The organism is Rahnella rivi (assembly GCF_019049655.1).
GTDB lineage: Bacteria > Pseudomonadota > Gammaproteobacteria > Enterobacterales > Enterobacteriaceae > Rahnella > Rahnella rivi.
In genome coordinates this window covers 24,240-44,549 of the sequence record NZ_JAFMOX010000061.1, presented here as the reverse complement: position 1 = coordinate 44,549, position 20,310 = coordinate 24,240, and the positions used below count along the sequence as shown (strand labels likewise).

The following is a 20,310-nucleotide window of genomic DNA, read 5'->3' as shown; positions in this document are numbered from 1 at the left end:
ACCTTTTTTATGCGCTACTGAAAGCGTGGCTTACTCGACGGACGAACCACCTTCCACTTTGAATACCAGATTAACCACCAGGTTACTGGCAGCCTTCGGTTCATAGCGCCACTTACGCATCGCCTGCTTCACTTCGCGTTCAAACATATTGCGAGGTTCAGCTGAGAGAATACGCACATTCTCCACGCGACCGTCACTGTCTACATCAAACTGAACACGGACACGGCCATCGATGCGTAACGCTAAAGCACGCGCCGGATAGAACGGTTTGCCACGTTCAAGAGGACGCGGACCGCTGGAACTTTGCGTATTACTTGACGCTGGCGGCTGGTTGGCCGGCTTGGTCACGGGCTGGTTGCTGGTCACCGGTGCCGTCTGAACCGTTTGTGTCGGCTTTTCTACCGGACGCTCAACGGGTTTTACCTTCGGCTTCACCACCGGTTTTTTAACCGGTTTCGGCTTAGGTTTTGGGGGCTCCGGGATCACCACGGCTTCCGGCGGAGGCGGTGGCTCTGGAACCACTTCCGGCTCTGGTTCAGGTTCCGGCGGTGTCGGTTCTGCCTGAGGCGGCGGCGGTGGTGGCGCAAAGTCAGCAGGATTGACCATCGTCACACTCATGACTTTCTGTTCCTGCACTGGCAGCTTGAGCGCGTCACTCACCGTGACATAAAGCACAGCGGCAATAACTGCAGCATGTAAGCCGACGGAAAGTGCCACCGGCAAAGAAACCTTGCGAATAAACCTAAACTTTTTTAGCGGCATAATGATTCTTTTTCCCCGTGAAGCCGCAAGTTTAAATGTAAATAGCAATCATATTCAACACCGAGATGACAACTATTCTCAAATAACCTCTGCCTTGATCCCGCGCAAAGCACTTTCATCCGGCTTCAGGTTTAGCTATGTTAATTCTGCACATCACTCTGCGCGCACTGAACCCGGACAGAATGCTTATTAAAATCAAATTAAAGGTGGCTCATGCTTTACGTTATCTATTCTGAAGATGTTTCCGATTCACTGGAAAAACGCGCAGCGGCCCGCCCTGCACACATTGAACGTCTGAAAGCATTACATGACCAGGGACGCGTAGTGATTGCCGGCCCGACACCGGCCATTGACAGCGAAGATCCGGGTACCGCTGGCATGACCGGCTCGCTGGTAGTGATTGAGTTTGAAACGCTGGAAGAGGCAAAGGTCTGGGCTGATGCCGATCCGTATGTCGCGGCTGGCGTGTATAAATCCGTCACAGTAAAACCGTTCAAACGCGTTTTCTAAGGCCGGAGAGCGTCACGAACGCAACCTTCGTGACGCAATAACCCCGAAACCCGTCACAATGCTTTCATGGCTTCTGTGTTAGGATGTACACCCCTGCCCATGAGGTAAGCATTATGTCATTCTTCGACGGACTGAAGTTTCTAACCAGTAAAACCACGAAGGTTACCTGCCCGGAATGCGGTTATGTTGCTGAACAAATCAGCACCAAAGTTCGCAAAAACTCCACGCTGGTCTGTAAAAAATGTGGCGCGCTTTTTCAGCCTAAATCCCGCTAATCATGAACCCCATTCGTAGTTCACGGCATACAATGACAGGCGTTGATGTTGTTGATGGTGGATTTGACGAATACGGTAGATGTGACGATAGCGTCTCGACTGACCTTCCAGCCAGCGGCTTCTCCGGCGCTGAGTCTGGCGTAACATGCGCCAGCGACCGACTTCATTTTTACTGCGTTTCATACACCTGTGTCCCGTGGTGGCCGTCACTGTTCAATCATGAAAGAATAAGAACGGAAGAATTTAGCCGGGACATTATAGGCCGATGATCGTGTTATCCAAGTCTTGTTTCTCACCTTGTTGACCGTAATCAGCTAACCTTGAAGTCAGCACCCTGATGATTTTCTTATCGCCGGGTTGCTTTAAGAGGTAGCTGATTGATTGGTGGGAAAAATTTGGTTAAAAGAACTCCCCAAACACGTACACTTATGCCCATGGCTTTCGAACAGGATTTTTCGTCTTTATGACAACTTTTTATACGGTAATCAGCGGATTTCTGGTTTTTGGTTACTGGTTACTGATAGCCGGCGTGACGTTACGCATTTTAATGAAACGCCGCGCGGTGCCTTCTGCCATGGCGTGGCTGCTGATCATTTACATCATTCCTCTGGTCGGAATTATTGCCTATCTGTCGTTTGGTGAATTGCATCTGGGTAAACGCCGCGCCGAGCGGGCGAAAGCGATGTGGCCTTCCACGGCTCGCTGGCTGAACGATTTGAAAGAGTGCCAGCGAATTTTCGCGACCGAAAACAGCGAAATCGCCGCGTCATTATTCCAGCTGTGCGAGCGTCGTCAGGGCATTGCGGGTGTCAAAGGGAATCAGCTGCAACTGCTGACCACCAGCGATGACGTCCTCAAGGCGATGATGCGCGACATCGAACTGGCACGCAGCAATATTGAGATGGTTTTCTATATCTGGCAGCCCGGCGGGCTGGTGGATCAGGTCGCAGAATCGCTGATGGCGGCGTCACGTCGCGGTATTCATTGCCGCCTGATGCTGGACTCTGCGGGCAGCGTGGCCTTCTTCCGCAGCCCGTATCCGGCAATGATGCGTAATGCCGGTATCGAAGTGGTCGAAGCGTTGCAGGTTAATCTTTTCCGTGTGTTCCTGCGCCGTATGGATTTGCGTCAGCACCGCAAAGTAGTGCTGATTGATAACTATGTGGCTTATACCGGCAGCATGAACATGGTCGATCCCCGCTTCTTCAAACAGGATGCCGGTGTCGGCCAGTGGGTTGATCTGATGGCGCGCATGGAAGGCCCGGTCGCCACCACCATGGGCATCGTCTACTCCTGTGACTGGGAGATTGAAACCGGTAAACGCATTTTGCCGCCCGAACCGGATCTCAACCAGATGCCGTTCGAGCAGGAAAGTGGCCATACTATTCAGGTTATCGCCTCCGGGCCGGGTTTCCCGGAAGATATGATCCACCAGGCGTTGCTGACCGCGACCTATTCCGCCCGCGAACAACTGGTGATGACCACACCGTATCTGGTGCCAAGCGATGATCTGCTGCATGCGATTTGTACCGCCGCCCAGCGCGGGGTGGACGTCAGTATCATTCTGCCAATGAAAAACGATTCAATGATGGTGGATTGGGCAAGCAAAGCGTTCTTCGGAGAATTACTGGAAGCCGGTGTCAAAATTTACCAGTTCGAAGACGGTCTGCTGCATACCAAAAGTATTCTTGTTGATGGGCAGCTGAGTCTGGTGGGTACGGTGAATCTGGATATGCGCAGCCTGTGGCTGAATTTCGAGATAACGCTGGTGATCGATGACGCCGGATTTGGTGATGATCTTGGCCGTGTTCAGGACGATTATATTGCCCGTTCGCACCTGCTGGATGTCGAAGCCTGGCTCAAACGGCCTTTCTGGCACCGTATCGTCGAGCGTTTGTTCTACTTTTTCAGTCCGCTGCTGTAAATGCCGGATTGGGCGTGGTGTAATAGACGCAGTACCGGCTTTTTTGATGCCTGAATACACTTTTTGTAAATGAGAATGCTATGGACCTGAATAATCGCCTGACCGAAGACGAAACGCTTGAGCAAGCCTATGATATCTTTCTGGAACTGGCCGGAGATAACCTCGACCCCGCAGATATCCTGATCTTCAATCTGCAATTTGAAGAACGCGGTGGCGCTGAGTTATACGATCCGGCAGAAGACTGGGTGGATCACGTCGATTTCGATCTGAATCCTGACTTCTTCGCCGAAGTGGTGATTGGTCTGGCTGATGCAGAAGACCAGCCGATCAATGATATCTTTGCCCGCGTACTGCTGTGCCGCGAGAAAGATCACAAGCTCTGCCATATTCTCTGGAAAGAGTAATCTGAAAAGCTGCATGAAAAAAAACCTGCCACCGGCAGGTTTTTTTATGCTTTGCGTCTGAAGCGTTTTATCAGAGCGGGTCGACTTTCAGGCAGGAAACCGCATGGCGGAAACTGCCTTCAAGCAACGGACGGGTGATCGCACATTCCGGACCGGCAATCGGACAGCGTGTGCGGAAAACGCAGCCTGACGGCGGGTTGATCGGCGAAGGCAATTCCCCTTCCAGCAACTGAATGACTTTGTTGCGCTCTTTATCCGGATCAGGTACCGGCACCGCTGACATCAGCGCACGGGTGTACGGATGCTGAGGATTGTTGTACACCTCATCATAGGTCCCCAGCTCAACAGCGTGGCCCAGATACATGACCAGAACACGGTCGGAGATATGTTTCACCACGGCCAGATCGTGCGCGATGAAGATCAGGGATAACCCCATCTCGCGCTGCAACTGTTGCAGCAGGTTAACCACCTGCGCCTGGATGGAAACGTCGAGAGCGGAAACCGGTTCGTCACAGATAATCAGTTTCGGCTCAAGGATCAGTGCGCGTGCAATACCGATACGCTGACACTGACCGCCGGAGAATTCATGCGGATAGCGGTTGATCAGGTTAGGCAACAGCCCGACCTTCAGCATCATCGCCTTCACTTTCTCTTTCACCTCTAACCGAGGCATATTCGGGTTATAGGTTTTCAGCGGTTCGGCGATAATTTCCCCGATGGTCATACGTGGATTCAACGACGCCAGCGGATCCTGGAAAATCATCTGAATGTCACTGCGGGTTTTACGCCACTCGTTATCAGACATATTCAGCAGGTCTTTGCCAAGCCACGCCACACGGCCATCGGTCGCTTTCACCAGGCCGATCAGCGCACGGGCAAAGGTGGATTTGCCGCAACCGGACTCCCCCACGACGCCAAGCGTTTCCCCTTCATACAGACGCAGCGTCACGCCATCGACCGCTTTCAGGGTTTTGGAAGGCTGCCAGAACCACTGTTTACCATCTTTGATGTCGAAATGGACTTTGAGATCGGCCACTTCGAGCAGGACTTTTTTCTCCGGCGCATGGGTGTTCATCGCCGCGCTGTCCATGATTGTATTGTCTGTCATACCAGTTCCTCCAGCGGCTTGTAGCACGCACGCAAACGACCATCACCGAAACGCTCAAGCGGAGGTGCAGTGGCACAAATATCCATCGAGTGCGGACAACGTGGCTGGAACGGACAGCCTTTAGGCAGGCGCAGCAGGTTCGGCGGGTTACCCGGAATGGTCATCATCGCGCCACCTTCCGCATCAAGACGCGGAACGGCATTCAGCAAACCAATGGAATACGGGTGGCAAGGCTCGTAGAAAACGTCGCGGGCGCGACCATATTCCATAGTTCGCCCCGCGTACATGACCAGCACTTTGTCACAGATACCGGCAACAACGCCCAGATCGTGGGTGATCATGATAATCGCCGTATTGAACTCGGCTTTCAGCTCATTCAGCAGCGTCATGATCTGAGCCTGAACGGTCACGTCGAGGGCGGTGGTCGGTTCGTCAGCAATCAGCAGCTTTGGACGGCACAACAGCGCCATCGCAATCATCACACGCTGACGCATGCCGCCGGAAAACTCGTGCGGGAACATCTTCATACGCTTGCGGGCTTCCGGCATTTTCACCGCGTCCAGCATGCGCACAGATTCTTCGAAAGCCTCACGTTTGCTGAGATTTTTGTGCAGTATCAGCACTTCCATCAGCTGCTCACCCACACGCATGTAAGGGTTCAGTGAGGTCATCGGATCCTGAAAAATCATCGAAATCTGTTCGGCGCGCAGCTTGTTCAGCTCTTTTTGCGGCAGATTGAGAATTTCGCGGCCGTTGAATTTTGCCGAGCCTTCAATGCGACCGTTGCTCGCCAGCAACCCCATCAGCGCAAACGCAGTCTGAGATTTACCGGAGCCGGATTCGCCAACGATCCCCAGGGTTTCGCCAGCGCGCAGATCAAAGTTAAGATCGTTAACCGCAGTCACATCACCGTCCGGAGTTTCGAACGTGACGCGCAGGTCTTTAACATCAAGCAGCGTCTGCCCGTTCGCAGCGTGCGATGACGCGGCATTCGCCTGAATTTGTTCAATGGTGCTCATGATTGCACTCCTTAACGATCTTTCGGGTCGAGGGCATCACGCAGGCCATCGCCGATAAAATTGAAACAAAACAGAGTTACAACCAGGAAGCCTGCCGGGAACAGCAGTAACCAAGGTGAAACTTCCATCGAGTTGGCACCGTCACTCAGTAACGCGCCCCAACTGCTCAGCGGCTCCTGCGTACCCAGACCCAAGAAGCTCAGGAAGGATTCGAACAGGATCATGCTTGGCACCAGCAGCGACGCATAGACCACGACGACACCCAGTACGTTAGGAACAATGTGACGCAATACGATATTTCGCGTACTCACACCACTGACCAGCGCCGCTTCGATGAATTCTTTACGTTTCAGGCTGAGCGTCTGACCACGCACGATACGCGCCATGTCCAGCCACGACACCATACCGATCGCAACGAATATCAGCAGGATATTTTGCCCGAAGAAGGTCACCAGCAGGATAACGAAGAACATGAACGGGAAGGAGTTGAGGATTTCAAGCAAACGCATCATAGCGGAGTCAATTTTGCCGCCCAGGTAGCCGGACAAAGACCCGTAGAGAGTCCCGAGGATCACCGCCACCAGTGCAGCAGCAACGCCGACCATCAGGGAGATTCGCCCGCCGATTGCCACACGCACCAGTAAGTCACGGCCTGATGAGTCAGTACCGAAAAAGTGGTGAGAAGCCATATCAGGCGCGGCTGACATCATGTTCCAGTCAGTATCATCGTAGGCAAACTGCGACAGCAACGGGGCAAATGCCACGAACAGCGCAATAAAGGCCAGAACGATCAGACTGGTTACCGCTGCGCGGTTATGCATAAAGCGACGACGTGCGTCCTGCCACAAGCTGCGGCCTTCAACTTCCAGTTTTTCGCTGAAGTTCTCGACAACGTCGCTGTTTTTCTTACTTAACATCATTGACGTACTCCGGCATTAATAACGGATTTTCGGGTCGATGACGGCGTACAGCACGTCAACGATCGCATTGAATAAAATGGTCAATGCGCCCACTAAAATAGTCAGGCTCAATACCAGTGAGTAGTCACGGTTTAAAGCACCGTTAACAAACAACTGGCCGATGCCCGGCAATCCGAAAATGCTCTCGATAACCATCGAACCGGTGATGATCCCAACAAATGCTGGCCCCATATAGGACAGCACCGGCAGCAGCGCAGGTTTCAGTGCATGGCGCAAAATAATGCGATGCAACGGCAAGCCTTTGGCGCGGGCTGTACGGATAAAGTTGGAGTGCAGAATTTCGATCATCGAACCACGGGTGATACGCGCGATACTGGCGATATAGGCCAGTGACAAGGCGACCATCGGCAGGATCATGTATTTCACCCCACCGCCGTTCCAGCCGCCGCCCGGCAGCCATTTCAGTGTGATGGCAAATATCAGCACCAGTAATGGCGCGACCACGAAACTGGGGATAACCACCCCGGTCATGGCGACCCCCATCACCGTATAGTCCCACTTGGTGTTTTGATTCAGCGCAGCAATAACGCCCGCCGTCACACCAAACACAATCGCCATAATGAATGCCGCCAGGCCTAATTTCGCCGAAACCGGGAAAGAAGCCGCGACCAGATCATTGACGGTGTAATCCTTGTATTTGAACGACGGGCCAAAGTCACCTTTCGCCAGTTGTTCTAAATAATTGAAATACTGCTTATAGATTGGATCATTGAGGTGATATTTCGCCTCAATGTTGGCCATAACTTCTGGCGGAAGATTACGCTCACCCGTAAAAGGGCTACCGGGGGCGAGACGCATCATAAAAAACGAAATGGTGATCAAAATGAATAGCGTCGGAATCGCTTCCAGACAGCGGCGTAAAATAAACTTTAACATTGCCCGTACCTGTTTCTAAGCCTGTCACTACAGCTTGATAGTTTTGGCTTGGTCACGATGCCCCGCGTGTGTGGGTCATCATGGTGGCTCTTTGCTTTGGCACTGAACGTCAGCGCTAAGAACATTACTTACATCAAATAAAAAACAGGGCAGCTCGGGGATGCCCTGTTCTTTTCACTGATTAGTGTTTGATGATGTACAGATCTTTCACGTAGACGTTGTCCTGTGGATCTTTACCGGTGTAACCGCCAACGTAAGGTTTCACCAGACGCGCGTTCACGTAGTAATAAACAGGCACGATAACGGAATCTTTATCCAGCTGGGTTTCAGCTTTCTGATACAGATCAGCACGCTCGTCATCCGTCTTCGCGGTCAGAGTGTCAGCAATCGCTTTATCAAACGCTGCGCTCTTATAGTGAGAGGTGTTGTTGCTGCTGTCAGACAGCATGGTGTTCAGGAAAGAAGAAGGTTCGTTGTAGTCAGAGCACCAGCCGGCACGCGCCACATCGAAGTTGCCCTGATGACGGCTGTCGAGGAAGGTTTTCCACTCCTGGTTAACCAGTTTCACATCAACGCCCAGGTTTTTCTTCCAGATAGCCGCTGCGGCGATAGCCAGTTTTTTGTGCAGGTCAGAGGTGTTGTACAGCAGTTCGAAGGTCAGAGGTTTAGCCGGTGTGTAACCCGCTTCAGCCAGCAGTTTTTTCGCTTCGGTGTTGCGCTGATCCTGAGTCTCTTTGAACCAGGCCGGAGGCGTCAGTTTTGCGCCGTCGGTGTAAGGAGGGGTGTAGCTGTAGGCTGGCAGGTCGCCCTGCGCTTTCACCTTGTTCACGATGATGTCGCGATCCAGGCCCAGTTTCAGTGCTTCACGAACGCGTGAATCAGTGAATGGTGCTTTCTGGTTGTTGATTTCGTAGTAGTAAGTACACAGGTACGGGTCAACATGAACTTCGGTAGGGATTTCTTTTTTCAGCTTCTGGAACAGTTCAATCGGCATGTTGTTGTAAGTCATGTCGATTTCGCCACTGCGGTAGCGGTTAACGTCTGTCACTTCTGAAGAAATTGGCAGATAGGTAACCTGGTTAATCACAGTTTTGGCGTTGTCCCAGTAAGTCGGGCTACGTTCGAGCACGATACGTTCGTTGACGGTCCATGCTTTCAGTTTGTATGCGCCATTGCTGACGTAGTTTTCTGGTTGAGTCCATTTGTCGCCAAATTTCTCAACAACACTTTTGTTCACCGGCTTCATCGCGGTGTGAGACAGCATTTTGACAAAATACGGTACTGGCTCAGTCAGGGTCACTTGCAGAGTATGGTCATCAATCGCTTTCACACCCAGCGTATCAGGGCTTTTTTTACCACTGATGATGTCATCGATGTTTTCGATGTGGCCGTATTGCAGGTAGCTTTCATAAGGAGAAGCGGTTTTTGGGTCAGCCAGGCGCTGCCAGCTGTATACGAAATCCTGAGCAGTCACAGGATCGCCGTTAGACCATTTTGCTTCCGGACGCAGGTGGAAGGTCCAGACTTTGAAATCTTTATTATCCCAGCTGGTGGCAACACCAGGGATCACACTGCCGTCTTTGCTGTCGGTATTGACCAGGCCTTCCATCAGATCACGGATCACGTTGGATTCAGGTACGCCTTCCACTTTATGCGGATCAAGGGACTGTACTTCTGAACCGTTGTTACGTACCAGCTCTTGCTTGTCTGACAGGGTCACGCCAGCAGGCACGGTGGCTGCAAAGGCGGTATTAATGGAAATGGCGCCAACCGCAGCCATGATGCAGGCAGCCAGCAGATTTTTTTTTGTGATGTTGGTCATTGTCATTCAACTCCAATTTTTATTATGAACTTGCACACTCTGGCGCAAGATAAACCCTTACTGCGTCAACGGGTTTCACAAGCAGGAACGAATTGCTCAAGAAAGGCCCCCATTCAGTAACCATCCGCGGATGGCTTCCCCTATTACTGCGTGAAGCAAGTGAAACGTCAGGCTGTTAAGCGCCATGCGGTTTCAGAGATCGTTAAGGAAGATCTCCTCCATTTGACTTACCCCGTTTATCACCGGCATTCATTCCGGAGGTACACCAGGCAGTCGCATACTGATATTCCTAATGACTTTAAATAAAATTTTTTGGCTGTCACCGGTATAGGTGAAAGCATTTCCGCCGTCATCAAACGTCAGAAATCAATTAAGAAGAAGAACTGAAGATTTGTTTTGCTGAGCGGGAAGATTCAACTCAGAGCTGTGTAATGGCGGTAACGCAAAGATCGTCTTCCTGCGAAAAGAAAACGACTGAGGATAATTTTGCGGTACGTATTGCGACACTTTGCTCTCCAAAAACAAATGAAATTGCTTCAATCTTTCTGTGCCTTGCAAGATTCGTTCTCACTTAGAGCATGACTCTACACAATTTTCCATTTGTTAAGACGATTTGAAAATTATCAGAAGCCCGATACCGGCGCCAATTAATTTTGCAAATTTGTTACGCAATTCTCTTTTATACGTTACTAAGCTTTTGAGCGCCCAAGATACCTACACCGTGAAACAGCAGGTAACTTGCTGTTTAAACTCATCTTAAATGCAATTTACAGGTCCGAAATCTCCTGCGAGGTTGCTCAAGAACTCGACTGACACAATCAGTTAACATTCTGACGATTTCAAGGATAAAGCCCTGTTAACTGCTGTGTTAACACTAATAACATCTCGATACGGCCTGCACAAGCCTTACAGAATGATGTGGATAAATTAACGGCAATACGGGCAGTAAAGGAGGGTATTTAGCAAAAAAATAGCTAAGTTTATTAGAAGAAATGAAGGCTTGGATTCAAAAGAAGTCTGAGAAGGGAGTTTACGCCACATTAGGGTGCAAATGCTCTTATTTACACCATTAGCTGCACTATATTAATGCATTCGATTATAAGCAGACGTAATAATTATCACGAAATCACCTTTATGATCTCGTGATAATTTGGCTGCGTATTGATTAGAGAAGGCCGGGGAAAATAGCTTTAATTCCTGTCACAATAAATTCGATGCCCAAAGACATCAGTAACAACCCCATGATTCGGGTAATCACGTTGATGCCCGTCTGCCCCAGTAAACGAACCAACAGCGGTGCCGCACGGAACAGAAGCCAGCAACAAAAGGCAAAGAATATGATCGCCAGCGTAAGACCCAGCAGATTCTGCCAGCCGTTATAGCGGGAACTCCAGACAATCGTAGAACTGATTGCCCCAGGCCCTGCCATCAAGGGTAATGCCAAAGGCACTACACCGACATTTTCACGGATCGCAGTTTCCGACTTCTCTTGTTTGTTCTGCTTATCTTCACCGAGCTTGCCGCTGATCATCGACATCGCAATGGTCACAACCAGAATGCCGCCTGCGATGCGGAATGAATCAATGGAAATCCCAAACAGATGCAGAATGGCATCGCCGAGGAACAACGCTGTCGACAATATAATGGCAACGGATAAGTTAGCCGTCATGTTGGTCTTATTACGACCGGCGGCAGCCTGATAGCTGGTCATACTAATGAAGACAGGCAGGATCCCTACCGGGTTAACCAGCGCGAACAACCCGACGAAAAATTTGATATAGCCTGAAAAATCTAATAAAGATTGGCTCACGCAGAACTCCGCACAAATTGCCAGTAGATGAAGGTCTTGATGGGGCGCTAATGTACTGGAATTGCAAAGATGGCGCCACGTCGTTTCATGGTATTTATCACCAGAATTTCATTAAAAAGCAGTGAATGACACTTTTGTTAAAAAAGTGTAATATTACTGCCTCAAAAAGCCGTTAAGTTGTAGATAGTTTCCACTTTTTTGATAATCATTCTTATTAAACCCCAGCTGAAAGGAGTCAGCATTGGTGTTTAGTGATCCAGATCAAATTCCCTCTGCCTACAAATAGGTAAGCTTTGCGCATAGTCACTCACCGGTACTTGCGAACACTCTCTGAGATAAACGTTCACAAAATGGCGCGGAATGACAATTTATCTACTCTGGGTGCGACACGACTGAAAGCTCTTTGAGCAAATAAAGAGACAGAGATAACACATTGAGAACAGTAGTAATAATTACTTTCTCGCAGTGGAGGATAGCAAGGCTATACTCATCTCTGGCAGGTTATTTACTAAAAGAGTTTAACTTTATCAGGAGAGCATTATGGCTGTAACAAATGTCGCTGAACTGAACGCACTCGTTGCCCGAGTGAAAAAGGCACAACGTGAATACGCCAACTTCAGTCAAGAACAAGTAGATAAGATCTTCGCCGCCGCCGCCCTGGCTGCTGCTGATGCTCGAATTCTGCTGGCAAAACTTGCTGTTGAAGAATCCGGTATGGGTATCGTCGAAGACAAAGTGATCAAAAACCACTTCGCCTCTGAATATATCTACAACGCTTATAAAGATGAAAAAACCTGTGGCATCCTCGGTCAGGATGACACCTTCGGTACCATCACTATCGCAGAGCCAATCGGCCTCATCTGCGGTATCGTACCGACAACTAACCCAACTTCTACCGCGATTTTCAAAGCGCTGATCAGCCTGAAAACACGTAACGGTATCATCTTCTCTCCACACCCACGTGCTAAAAACGCAACCAACAAAGCCGCAGATATCGTTCTGCAAGCCGCTATCGCTGCGGGCGCGCCAAAAGACATCATTGGCTGGATTGATGAACCAAGCGTAGAGCTGTCCAATCAGTTAATGCATCACCCGGATCTGAACCTGATCCTGGCAACCGGTGGCCCGGGCATGGTGAAAGCCGCTTACAGCTCTGGTAAACCCGCGATTGGCGTTGGTGCAGGTAATACCCCGGTTGTCGTCGATGAAACCGCTGATATCAAACGTGTTGTCGCTTCCGTTCTGATGTCTAAAACCTTCGATAACGGTGTTATCTGTGCGTCTGAACAGTCCATCATCGTGGTTGATTCTGTTTATAACGCAGTGCGTGAACGTTTCTCTTCTCACGGCGGCTACCTGCTGCAGGGTAAAGAACTGAAAGCCGTTTCCGACATCATTCTTAAAAATGGTGGCCTGAACGCGGCAATCGTAGGCCAGCCAGCCGCGAAAATCGCTGAAATGGCCGGCATCAAAGTGCCAGCTCATACTAAAGTGTTAATCGGTGAAGTCAGCGTTGTTGACGAATCAGAACCGTTTGCACACGAAAAACTGTCCCCTACCCTTGCGATGTACCGTGCGAAAGATTTCGAAGATGCGGTAGCAAAAGCAGAAAAACTGGTAGAAATGGGCGGTATCGGCCACACCTCTTGTCTGTATACAGACCAGGACAACCAACCAGAACGTGTTAATTATTTTGGCAACAAAATGAAAACCGCACGTATTCTGATCAACACCCCTGCTTCACAGGGTGGTATCGGTGACCTGTATAACTTCAAACTTGCCCCTTCTCTGACGCTGGGCTGCGGTTCATGGGGTGGTAACTCCATCTCTGAAAACGTCGGTCCAAAACACTTGATCAACAAGAAAACTGTAGCGAAGCGAGCAGAAAACATGTTGTGGCATAAACTTCCAAAATCTATTTACTTCCGTCGTGGCTCACTGCCAATCGCACTGGAAGAAGTGGCGACTGACGGAGCGAAACGCGCCTTCATCGTTACTGACCGCTACTTATTCAATAACGGCTATGCAGACCAAATTACCAGCGTTCTGAAAGGTCACGGTATTGAAACTGAAGTCTTCTTCGAAGTAGAAGCGGATCCAACGCTGAGTATCGTTCGTAAAGGTGCTGAGCAGATGAACTCCTTCAAACCAGACGTGATTATCGCGCTGGGTGGTGGTTCACCGATGGATGCCGCTAAAATCATGTGGGTTCTGTACGAACATCCAGATACTCAGTTTGAAGATTTGGCGCTGCGCTTTATGGATATCCGTAAACGTATCTACAAATTCCCGAAAATGGGTGTGAAAGCGAAAATGATCGCCGTCACTACCACTTCCGGTACCGGTTCTGAAGTCACTCCGTTTGCAGTAGTGACAGATGACGCAACAGGTCAGAAATATCCACTGGCTGACTACGCGCTCACCCCAGATATGGCTATCGTTGATGCCAACCTGGTGATGAACATGCCGAAATCACTTTGTGCGTTCGGTGGTCTGGATGCGGTGACTCACGCACTGGAAGCTTACGTTTCCGTACTGGCGAATGAATATTCTGATGGTCAGGCTCTGCAGGCGCTGAAATTACTGAAAGAAAACCTGCCAGCCAGCTACCACGAAGGTTCTAAAAACCCGGTTGCTCGTGAACGTGTGCACAATGCGGCCACTATCGCTGGTATCGCGTTTGCGAACGCCTTCCTGGGTGTATGTCACTCAATGGCCCATAAACTGGGTTCAGAGTTCCACATTCCACACGGTCTGGCCAACGCCATGCTGATTTCAAACGTTATCCGTTACAACGCGAACGATAACCCAACTAAACAGACTGCTTTCAGTCAGTATGACCGCCCACAAGCGCGTCGTCGTTACGCAGAAATCGCTGACCATTTAGGTCTGGGCGCTCCTGGTGACCGTACTGCACAGAAAATCCAGAAACTGTTGAACTGGTTGGACGAAATCAAAGCGGATCTGGGTATTCCAACTTCAATCCGTGAAGCCGGTGTGCAGGAAGCTGACTTCCTGGCGAAAGTAGACAAACTGTCTGAAGATGCGTTTGATGACCAGTGTACCGGTGCTAACCCACGTTACCCGCTGATCGCCGAACTGAAACAGATTCTGATGGATACTTACTACGGTCGTGAGTACAACGAAGATGTTGCTGATGAAGTTGCCATTGCAGCTCCGGCACCTAAAGCTGAAAAGAAAACCAGCAAAAAATAATCTGCTGAGATTCCCGTAAGCAAAAAACCCGCCAAATGGCGGGTTTTTTTATTGTGCCATCAGGAGCGTCACTCGACGTTTTAATGGCACTCTTCAATCTGGTACAGGTTTGCTACCGCCCACAGGCCCGGCTGACTTAGCGTGTCTTTGTATCGTCAAGGGGAGCTATCGCGGCCATGGCTTCTTTATAATGCTTGCGACAAACGGACACATAGCTCTCATCCCCGCCAATGACCACCTGTGCGCCATCGTGCAGCGCGTTACCCTTCTCATCCATGCGGAGGTTACGGTTGGCCTTACGGCCGCAGTGACAGATGGTTTTAAGCTCGACCAGCTTATCCGCCCATGCCAGCAGGTACTCGCTGCCTTCAAAAAGCTCCCCACGGAAATCTGTCCGCAATCCGTAACACAGAACCGGCACATCAAGGTCGTCCACGACGTCTGTAAGCTGCGACACCTGCGCCTTGGTAAGAAACTGACACTCATCTATCAAAACGCAATTCAGGCGCTGTGAGCCGCTGTCCTGTGCGATCAAATTAAAGAGATCGGTTTCTTTATTGTAAAGTTCCGCAGGCGATGACAACCCGATACGAGAACTGACCTTACCGACGCCAAACCGGTGATCTAACTCCGCCGTTAAGACCAGCGTACGCATGCCACGTTCTTGATAATTATATGAAGACTGCAACAGAGATGTCGATTTACCGGCGTTCATCGCCGAGTAATAAAAATAAAGTTGAGCCATTAAGCGGCGACCCCGTTAAGTATTGGATGGCGGAATTTTTCGGCACGGATTGTACCATAGCCCCTGCCGGCTGATAACATCGCGTCACCGATCCCAATAAGATCCATGAATAACGCTTTATGACTTTTCAAAAAACACAGAAACTTACAAACAGAAATTATAAAACCCGCCAATCATAATGCGTTATCTGAACACCTTATTACCTTATCTGACCGGTATTTATATGTAATACCTTATGCGTACGCTGGTTTGTCTATACATAGCGGATCCGATCAGCGGAGTCTTAAAAATTCGGTAAAAATCCTATAGGCTGTAGCATTAATGCCCTGATTTGCCATATCCTTACAATAGATGCTGACGTAAATGTTTTATTTGTGCGAAGTCTCGCAAAGTTATACAACGCATCTTGCGGCACGCGAATACACCTGAAGAATGTATTGAAAATTAGCTTATATGCCCCAGATAAATAGTGTGTCCCGGCTCAACTATATTTTTACACTGTTATCAATATTTGCTTTAAATGCGTAAATTAGAGTCAGGTGTTCAAATTGGCTATTGCAGAATAGAGAAGAGCAATCTATTATTAACCAAACGCCCCCCACCATATAATTTGAGACTAGTATAATGAGCGAAGCATTAAAGATTCTGAACAACATCCGTACTCTGCGCGCACAAGCAAGAGAATGCACTCTCGAAACTCTGGAAGAGATGCTGGAGAAATTAGAAGTTGTTGTTAACGAACGTCGCGAAGAAGATTCTCAGGCAGCTGCTGAAATTGAAGAGCGTACACGTAAACTGCAACAATACCGTGAAATGCTGATTGCTGATGGCATTGATCCTAACGAATTGCTGCAAACAATGGCTGCTACCAAATCTGCTGGTAAAGCTAAGCGTGCTGCACGCCCTGCGAAATACAAATATATCGACGAGAACGGCGAAAACAAAACCTGGACTGGCCAGGGTCGTACTCCAGCTGTGATCAAGAAAGCAATTGAAGAGCAAGGCAAATCACTGGACGATTTCCTGCTGTAATTGCCCTTATTGACCTCAGTGTTATTAATGCTAAAACCCATCCTTGTGATGGGTTTTTTGTTATGTATTTAGGGTGATGCATTTCGGGTAGCAACAAAAATCAAAAACAAACCAGGTTAAACAACCATAAGATTTAACTGAATTATTTCTGATAAATAAAAAAGGCTGCCTGGGCAGCCTTTTGTTATTAGTTTATGTCAGACCTGGTAAAAATCGCGGTACCAGTCAACAAAGTTCTGCACGCCCTGCTCAACCGTCGTTTCCGGCTTAAAGTGGATAGCCTCATACAGCGGCTGTGTATCGGCACTGGTTTCATGCACGTCACCAGGCTGCATAGGCAGCATATTCTTTTCAGCTTCTATCCCAAGGGCCTTCTCAAGCGCGCTGATATAGGCCGTCAGCTTCACCGGATGGTTATTACCGATGTTATAGACACTATAAGGCGCTGAACTGCTGGCAGGAGAACCTTCTTCTACCGTCCAGTCCTGCTGCGCTTGTGGAATGACATCCTGCAGGCGAACAATGGATTCGGCAATATCATCGATATATGTGAAGTCCCGGCGCATTTCGCCGTGGTTATAAACATCAATACTCTGACCGGCGATCATTGCTTTGGTAAACTTAAACAGCGCCATATCAGGACGCCCCCACGGACCGTAAACAGTAAAGAAACGTAATCCGGTGGTTGGCAGGCGATAAAGATGCGAATAAGTATGAGCCATTAATTCATTGGCTTTTTTCGTCGCAGCATACAATGACACGGGATGATCAACCGAATCATCCGTTGAGAAGGGTTGCTTCTTGTTCAGACCATAAACTGAGCTGGAAGACGCATAAAGCAAATGACCGACTTTATTATGACGGCACCCTTCCAGCACATTAACAAATCCTATGAGGTTAGAATCTGCATAAGCTAAAGGATTCTCAATGGAATACCGGACACCGGCCTGCGCAGCCAAATGAATAACACGATCAAAACGCTGTGCCGCAAACAATGCCGCCATACCCTCACGATCGGCTAAATCCAGCTTGAAAAACTCAAAGCCGTCTTTATTTTCCAGTTGTGACAGACGTGCGAGTTTCAGATTGACGTCATAATAGTCATTGAGATTATCCATCCCGACAACGGTATGGCCTGCCGAAAGCAAACGTTGTGACACATAAAAACCAATAAACCCTGCAGCGCCGGTAACCAGATATTTCATGAATTCTCCTTACAGAACCGGATTAACTGATGCACCACGGCCAATCCCGTAGTAAGTGAACCCGCGTTTTTCTAAACGTTCAGGATCGAATAAATTACGACCATCAAAGATGACCGGTTCTTTTAATGCATTTTTGATGACATCGAAATCAGGCGCGCGGAAATTCTGCCATTCCGTACAAATAATCAGCGCATCGGCGTTTTGCAATGCGGATTCTTTGGTTCCCATCAGTTCGAGATCTTCACGATGGCCGTAAATTCGCTGAGTTTCATTCATGGCTTCCGGATCGTAGGCTTTGATTTTCGCGCCCGCGGCCCAAAGTTGTTCCATTAAAACGCGGCTGGAAGCTTCACGCATATCATCGGTATTCGGCTTAAAGGACAGCCCCCAAAGTGCGAAGGTTTTACCCTGCAGATCCTGGCCGAAGTGGCGCTGAATGAAAGTCGGTAATTTATATTTCTGCTGATAATTCACCTGTTCCACAGCCTGTAATAATTTTGGCTGATAACCAATATGTTCTGCCGTGCGGATCAATGCCTGCACGTCTTTTGGGAAACAGGAACCGCCGTAACCGCAGCCAGGATAGATAAAGTGATAACCGATACGGGAATCAGAACCGATCCCCTGACGGACTTTCTCGATATCCGCACCCAGCATTTCAGCCAGATTGGACATCTCATTCATAAAGCTGATTTTGGTGGCCAGCATGCAGTTAGCAGCGTATTTGGTCAGCTCAGCACTGCGAATGTCCATCAGGATCATACGATCATGATTGCGGTTGAAGGGCTCGTACAGTTCACGGATAGGGTCGATGGCGTCAGGATTGTCGGTACCAATGACGATACGCTCCGGGCGCATGCAGTCGGCAACAGCGGCCCCCTCTTTCAGGAACTCCGGATTTGATACCACGTTGAAATCGATGTCTACGCCGCGCTGTTTCAGCACTTCGGTCATCACAGCACGAACTTTATCTGCCGTGCCGACCGGAACGGTAGACTTATCAATCACCACTTTTGTGTCGGTCATATGTTCAGCAATAGTCCGCGCTACAGCGGTAACATATTTCAGGTCGGCGGAGCCATCTTCATCCGGCGGCGTGCCCACAGCAATAAACTGAACGGTGGCATGCGCCACGCCTTCGGCCGCATCGGTGCTGAACATCAGACGCCCGGCTTCATAATTCTGTTTAACCAGCGGCGTTAAACCCGGTTCGAAAATGGGGATCTGACCATTTTTCAGGTTCTCAACTTTGTTCGCATCAACATCGATGCACAAAACTTCATGCCCGACTTCAGCAAGAACCGCCGCCTGAACAAGTCCGACGTAACCGATACCAAAAACTGTTACTTTCATCAGCGAATTCCTATTATTTATTTTTTAACAAACATTTTTAGACAACGTTAATTAGACGGCTAAATTTCTGGGCGCATTATACCAGTTTCACACGTAAGTGCCTCTGCAATGGCATATTTTGCATAAGATAGGTCTTAGAATAATGTGATGAATCATGAATATGAAAAGTCGTGCGGAAGAAATGCTCAATACTATTAAGGCATTATTCTACTTGCTGAGAAATATGCTCACTCAGCAGACAACATTAATCTCAGACGCCCACCCGATCCCCACACCTGGCACTGCCACGCGTCGCAGCGCTGGCTTATCTGGTTGGAATAGGTGGCGCCTGTCGTGCCCAGCGGCACGCCGTTGCTGAGCTGGATGGTGTTGGTCCCGGTATTGACGTTGGCGTGTAATCCCGCAGACACCAGAATCAGGTTTTTTTGCTCGGCATGGTAATAACCGAGCAGAAGAGGAAACTGCCCTTTCAGATTGGCCTGTTTAAATAAGTGATTCACCTGCTTGAGCAGCGTCGACATCTGCGGCAACCGCTGATGCTGATCGCTCAGATGCTCCCGCAGCAGGCTGTTGAAAATAGCGCGCAGCAACAGTGCTGCCAGCACCCCATTTTCGTTCGCACGGGTGACGTCAAGGCAATAGAAGCCAAGGTCTTTAGACGACAGCGCCGCGATGTCCAGCACCAGCCCCGGATGGTCGGTGGTGGTCAGTTGCCGGTAATTAATGCGGCAGTGAGCAAGGGTTTGTTGAACAGGTGGCTGCAACTCTTTCAGCAAGCGCTGCGCTTCATTCGGATTCCGGCACAGGGCTTCCCAGTCCTGAACCAGTGAACTCTCTTCCATCGCCTGTGAAGAAAACAGTTTCGGATAAAGGCAGGTGAGTAAGGCTTCGCGTAAGCGCTGGAGATCGCCGATGGGCTTGAGCAATACATCTTCCACACCGAGGCGCAGCATCGTTGCCACGTCAGTCATTTTATCGGTGGCTGAAATCACCAGAACAGGAATTTTATTTCCCTGCAATCGCAGGTTCTCAACGAATTCAATGCCGCCCATTTCGGGCATCGCCAAATCGCAAAGGATTAAATCAGGAGGGAAATCTTCGATCAGAGAGAGTGCCTGAAGGCCGTTTTCTGCTTCCGTGAAGGTAGCGCCGAGAGAACTCACATAACCCGCGAGCACAGATCGGAAAACGGCTTCGTCTTCTACGATAAGTATGTGCTTGCTTGTAAGTGGTTTATCCATCACGACCCCCGGATTTTCTTATTCTAAT

Annotated in this window: 18 protein-coding genes; 6 read left to right on the top strand and 12 right to left on the bottom strand. The window is 49.4% G+C overall.

Translation table 11 applies throughout. The annotated features are described in order from the left end of the window. Nucleotides 1–30: 30 nt before the first annotated feature. A complete protein-coding gene (locus J1779_RS14310) occupies nucleotides 31–762 on the bottom strand; it encodes an energy transducer TonB (protein ID WP_122095516.1) in 732 nt (243 codons plus the stop codon). Nucleotides 763–975: 213 nt separating this feature from the next. Here J1779_RS14310 and J1779_RS14305 point away from each other — a divergent pair, with 213 nt between their 5' ends. Beyond that, complete coding sequence (locus J1779_RS14305) at nucleotides 976–1,272, top strand: YciI family protein (protein WP_056780765.1); 297 nt, start codon at nucleotides 976–978, stop codon at nucleotides 1,270–1,272. A gap of 83 nt (nucleotides 1,273–1,355) precedes the next feature. Beyond that, nucleotides 1,356–1,547: a YnfU family zinc-binding protein gene (locus J1779_RS14300; protein WP_338019865.1), complete on the top strand. Its 192-nt coding sequence runs from the start codon at nucleotides 1,356–1,358 to the stop codon at nucleotides 1,545–1,547. On the opposite strand, the gene J1779_RS14295 is transcribed toward J1779_RS14300, so the two are convergent. Further along, complete coding sequence (locus J1779_RS14295; RefSeq protein ID WP_056780770.1) at nucleotides 1,548–1,730, bottom strand: YciY family protein; 183 nt, start codon at nucleotides 1,728–1,730, stop codon at nucleotides 1,548–1,550. It lies immediately after the preceding gene. Nucleotides 1,731–2,010: 280 nt separating this feature from the next. On the opposite strand from J1779_RS14295, the gene cls reads away from it, so the two are divergent. Then, nucleotides 2,011–3,471, top strand: a complete 1,461-nt coding sequence (gene cls, locus J1779_RS14290) for a cardiolipin synthase (RefSeq protein WP_056780773.1) — start codon at nucleotides 2,011–2,013, stop codon at nucleotides 3,469–3,471. Between the two features lie 80 nt (nucleotides 3,472–3,551). Further along, nucleotides 3,552–3,875, top strand: coding sequence for an HI1450 family dsDNA-mimic protein (locus tag J1779_RS14285; protein ID WP_056780777.1), 324 nt, complete (start codon nucleotides 3,552–3,554; stop codon nucleotides 3,873–3,875). A gap of 70 nt (nucleotides 3,876–3,945) precedes the next feature. Here the strand turns inward: J1779_RS14285 and oppF are convergent, their stop codons facing one another. The 6 genes from oppF to J1779_RS14255 form a co-directional block, all read right to left on the bottom strand. Further along, on the bottom strand, nucleotides 3,946–4,950 hold the full coding sequence (oppF, locus tag J1779_RS14280) for a murein tripeptide/oligopeptide ABC transporter ATP binding protein OppF (protein ID WP_056781023.1): 1,005 nt from the start codon (nucleotides 4,948–4,950) through the stop codon (nucleotides 3,946–3,948). Between the two features lie 29 nt (nucleotides 4,951–4,979). After that, nucleotides 4,980–6,002: an ABC transporter ATP-binding protein gene (gene oppD / locus J1779_RS14275; RefSeq protein ID WP_056780780.1), complete on the bottom strand. Its 1,023-nt coding sequence runs from the start codon at nucleotides 6,000–6,002 to the stop codon at nucleotides 4,980–4,982. 11 nt (nucleotides 6,003–6,013) lie between these two features. Further along, nucleotides 6,014–6,922, bottom strand: a complete 909-nt coding sequence (gene oppC, locus J1779_RS14270) for an oligopeptide ABC transporter permease OppC (protein WP_056780783.1) — start codon at nucleotides 6,920–6,922, stop codon at nucleotides 6,014–6,016. 15 nt (nucleotides 6,923–6,937) lie between these two features. Continuing rightward, complete coding sequence (oppB, locus tag J1779_RS14265) at nucleotides 6,938–7,858, bottom strand: oligopeptide ABC transporter permease OppB (protein WP_056780787.1); 921 nt, start codon at nucleotides 7,856–7,858, stop codon at nucleotides 6,938–6,940. Nucleotides 7,859–8,039: 181 nt separating this feature from the next. Next, nucleotides 8,040–9,680: an oligopeptide ABC transporter substrate-binding protein OppA gene (gene oppA, locus J1779_RS14260; protein WP_122095517.1), complete on the bottom strand. Its 1,641-nt coding sequence runs from the start codon at nucleotides 9,678–9,680 to the stop codon at nucleotides 8,040–8,042. A 1,165-nt stretch (nucleotides 9,681–10,845) separates the two neighbouring features. Beyond that, on the bottom strand, nucleotides 10,846–11,490 hold the full coding sequence (locus J1779_RS14255; RefSeq protein WP_056780794.1) for a YchE family NAAT transporter: 645 nt from the start codon (nucleotides 11,488–11,490) through the stop codon (nucleotides 10,846–10,848). 540 nt (nucleotides 11,491–12,030) lie between these two features. Between J1779_RS14255 and adhE the strand changes: the two genes are divergently transcribed. Further along, complete coding sequence (gene adhE, locus J1779_RS14250) at nucleotides 12,031–14,706, top strand: bifunctional acetaldehyde-CoA/alcohol dehydrogenase (protein ID WP_056780797.1); 2,676 nt, start codon at nucleotides 12,031–12,033, stop codon at nucleotides 14,704–14,706. A 136-nt stretch (nucleotides 14,707–14,842) separates the two neighbouring features. Here adhE and J1779_RS14245 read toward each other — a convergent pair whose 3' ends face one another. Beyond that, a complete protein-coding gene (locus J1779_RS14245; RefSeq protein ID WP_217204058.1) occupies nucleotides 14,843–15,451 on the bottom strand; it encodes a thymidine kinase in 609 nt (202 codons plus the stop codon). A gap of 624 nt (nucleotides 15,452–16,075) precedes the next feature. Between J1779_RS14245 and hns the strand changes: the two genes are divergently transcribed. Continuing rightward, nucleotides 16,076–16,483, top strand: a complete 408-nt coding sequence (hns, locus tag J1779_RS14240) for a histone-like nucleoid-structuring protein H-NS (protein WP_056780802.1) — start codon at nucleotides 16,076–16,078, stop codon at nucleotides 16,481–16,483. A gap of 197 nt (nucleotides 16,484–16,680) precedes the next feature. Here the strand turns inward: hns and J1779_RS14235 are convergent, their stop codons facing one another. The 3 genes from J1779_RS14235 to rssB all read right to left on the bottom strand — a co-directional run bounded on the left by J1779_RS14235 (nucleotide 16,681) and on the right by rssB (nucleotide 20,282). Then, nucleotides 16,681–17,688: an NAD-dependent epimerase gene (locus J1779_RS14235; protein WP_217204057.1), complete on the bottom strand. Its 1,008-nt coding sequence runs from the start codon at nucleotides 17,686–17,688 to the stop codon at nucleotides 16,681–16,683. A gap of 9 nt (nucleotides 17,689–17,697) precedes the next feature. Next, on the bottom strand, nucleotides 17,698–19,041 hold the full coding sequence (locus tag J1779_RS14230) for a UDP-glucose dehydrogenase family protein (protein ID WP_056780807.1): 1,344 nt from the start codon (nucleotides 19,039–19,041) through the stop codon (nucleotides 17,698–17,700). 227 nt (nucleotides 19,042–19,268) lie between these two features. Then, complete coding sequence (gene rssB / locus J1779_RS14225; protein WP_217204056.1) at nucleotides 19,269–20,282, bottom strand: two-component system response regulator RssB; 1,014 nt, start codon at nucleotides 20,280–20,282, stop codon at nucleotides 19,269–19,271. Nucleotides 20,283–20,310 lie beyond the last annotated feature (28 nt).